A 2,857-nucleotide genomic window follows, 5' to 3' on the forward strand; every position below is an offset into this window, starting at 1 on the left:
GGCATGGCGGCCATAAACACCAGCACCAACACGGTGAGCGGCGGAGCGGGCGATTACATAACGATCATCAAGGCCATCGGCTGGAGGATCTAGACGTCTCCCTGTCCGACGACGCGGCGAACTACGACAGGCTGACGATCTACTGCGTCATCGGCGGCGTCAACTACCGAGTCAACGGCAGGACGCTCGAGCGCGAAGCGCGGCAGGTACGTGGCACGCTCTGAGAGCCTGGTTTTCACGGGAAGGTACACGACCATGCCGTCGACCCAGTGCGCCCCGCGCAGGATGCGCACTTCCCCGACCGGCAGACGGTAATCTCACGCCACCCGTACCCTTGCCTCAACCGAGGAAAGGAGTGCGCATGGATGCGAACTGCCGGGGGCATTTCGAATGACGGCCGTGGTCAAGGAGGCTCTGCCGGCGATAGCGAGCGGCATGGCACTCGCTGTCGTCACCACCTTCTGCACCTATGTCGCCCGTGAGCTAAAGGACTTCCGTGGCGAGCATAAGGTCTTGCTTGAATCGCAGCGCAACCAGCTCAAAGCGAGCATCGTATCCATTTTCGAGCGCGCCAAGGGATGCGACTACATCACGGCCATGGAGCTTGACACGCTCGACCGGATGGCTGACAGCTACTTCGCCCTGGGCGGCAACCACTACATGCACGCCCTCATTCGACAAGCGAACGAGTTGGAGATTCGCGGGGAGGTCCCGCGATGACAGAAAGGGGAAACCATGGACAAGCAGGCAGTGAAGAAATGGGCAATCGCCGCGCTGGTGCGTTCCGTAAAGACCGCCGCGCAGACGGCGGTGGCGCTCATCGGGACGGGGGCCGTCGCCATCACGGCGCTCGACTGGCCCCAGATCGCGGCGGTGACGGCCACGGCGGCCATACTGTCGCTGCTGACAAGCGTGGCTGGCGTGCCGGAGGTAGACGAGGGGACGAGTCCGTTGTCCTCAAAGGAGCGATAGGAATCCTGTTAATCGTCCTGGCGGTCGAGGTCGCGCTTCTCGCGGGCCTCGTGTCCTCCTCGCAGCCGACCGGGGCCGTCAGCGATCCGGTGAAGACGCCGGAGATCAAGGACTCGCCGACGCAAGAGCCTCCCCTGTACTACCAGGCGGACGAGCGGTGGGGCGGACTCCCGTACGCCACGGCCGACAGCTGCATCGCCGAGTCCGGCTGCGGCCTGTGTTGCGCTGCGATGGCGGCGAGCTACCTCACCGGCGAGGAAATCACGCCGCCCGTCCTGCTCAACCTGGTCGGCAACCGCTGCGTCGATGGTGGAGTCAACCACATGGGCAGGTTCTGCGATGAGTTGGAGGCGCTGTACGGCCTCCAGTGGCAGGACCTGTGGACGCTCGAAGATGCCGAGACGTACCTGCGCAACGGCTGGGGGCTTCTTGCGGGCATGAGCGGGAGCGTCTACGAGGGCGGCGCGGAGTACGGGGCGCACGTCCTGTACGTCTGGGGATGCGACGAGGAGGGGGTATACATCCGCGATTCGGCAGCCCCCTCGCTGCAAGCCCCCGTCACATGGGAGCAGTTCGAGGCAATTGATTGGGGTTCCTATTTCTACGCAATCAGAGAGGGGCAGGCATGAGCTTGAGCGGAATCGACATCAGCAACTGGCAACCCGACATCGACGCTGGAGCCGTGGCAGGTGACTTCGTAATCTGCAAGGCTACGGAAGGGACCGGCTACGTAAGCCCGAGCTGCGACAAACAGTACCAAGCCGCCAAGAAGGCGGGCAAGAAGCTGGGCGCGTACCACTACGCGAACGGCGGAGACTACAAGGCCGAGGCCGACTTCTTCATCAAGAACGTCAAGGGCTATATCGGCGAGGCAATCCTCGTGCTTGACTGGGAGTCGCAGGGCAACCCGAAGTTCAACAGCGGGAAGGACAAGGCGTGGGTCAAGGGATGGTGCGACTACGTGTACCAGCAGGCCGGCGTGAAGCCTCTCGTGTACATCTCCGCGAGCTACCGCAACCTCGTGTCCGGCATCGGCGACTACGGCCTGTGGATTGCCCAGTACGCGGACAACAACACGACAGGCTATCAGGACACGCCATGGAACGAGGGAGCCTACTCTTGCGCAATCCGCCAGTACTCAAGCCATGGCCGCATCTCCGGCTACGGCGGGAACCTCGATTTGAACAAGTTCTACGGCGACCGCGCGGCTTGGGACAAGTACGCCAACCCCGGTGGAGCCAAGCATCCGGAGACCCCGGCGCAGAAGCCCGCAGCAAGCTCGCCGTCCGGCTCAACGCTCGACCTTGCCGCCGCCGTGATGCGCGGCGAGTACGGCAGCGGGGACGCTCGCAAGCAGAAGCTGGGAAACCGCTACAGCGAGGTTCAGGACTTCATCAACCACATCGCCACGGCGAGCGCATCCACCCTTGCAAGCGAGGTGAAGGCCGGGAAGTACGGCAACGGCGACGAGCGCAGGCAGGTTCTTGGGAGCCGCTACGACGAGGTTCAGGCCATCGTGAACGGCGGTGGCGCGAAGAAGTACACCGTCAAGAGCGGCGACACCCTGAGCGGAATCGCGGCCAAGTACGGCACCACCTATCAGGCCATAGCAAAGAAGAACGGCATCAGCGACCCGAACAAGATTTACTCCGGTCAGGTGCTCAAGATTTAGGCGAAATCCCCGGTACCTGAGTAGGGGCCGGGGATTCCAGGGGCGTATTCGGGCGCACAACAGCCCGTCTGCCTGCTGGTTTTACAGCGCCCGTTCAGGGCGTGCTAGGATAGCCCCGAAGCGAGCAGCTTACGCCGCGCGGTCGAACATCAGTAGGACGGTGCCATTCACCACGGCCAGTTTGGTTCGAAGAGTTTTACCGACGGCGCACCA

General features: G+C 63.1%; 4 protein-coding genes. All 4 read left to right on the top strand.

What is annotated here, in order from left to right; all coding sequences use genetic code 11:
• Positions 1-435 precede the first annotated feature (435 nt).
• The gene (locus HMPREF2826_RS00010) at positions 436-720 is read left to right on the top strand and encodes a hypothetical protein (protein ID WP_148138269.1); all 285 of its coding nucleotides are present in this window, start codon (positions 436-438) and stop codon (positions 718-720) included.
• A 15-nt stretch (positions 721-735) separates the two neighbouring features.
• Positions 736-972 carry a holin gene (locus HMPREF2826_RS09320; RefSeq protein ID WP_070637871.1) on the top strand — a complete coding sequence of 79 codons (237 nt, stop codon included), beginning with the start codon at positions 736-738 and terminating at the stop codon, positions 970-972.
• Between the two features lie 89 nt (positions 973-1,061).
• Positions 1,062-1,601, top strand: a complete 540-nt coding sequence (locus HMPREF2826_RS09325) for a C39 family peptidase (protein ID WP_168163945.1) — start codon at positions 1,062-1,064, stop codon at positions 1,599-1,601.
• Positions 1,598-2,644, top strand: a complete 1,047-nt coding sequence (locus HMPREF2826_RS00025) for a GH25 family lysozyme (RefSeq protein ID WP_070637876.1) — start codon at positions 1,598-1,600, stop codon at positions 2,642-2,644. Before HMPREF2826_RS09325 ends, HMPREF2826_RS00025 begins: the two co-directional genes overlap by 4 nt.
• Positions 2,645-2,857: the final 213 nt, after the last annotated feature.

It is taken from the genome of Olsenella sp. HMSC062G07 (assembly GCF_001811895.1).
GTDB classification, from domain to species: domain Bacteria; phylum Actinomycetota; class Coriobacteriia; order Coriobacteriales; family Atopobiaceae; genus Olsenella_F; species Olsenella_F massiliensis.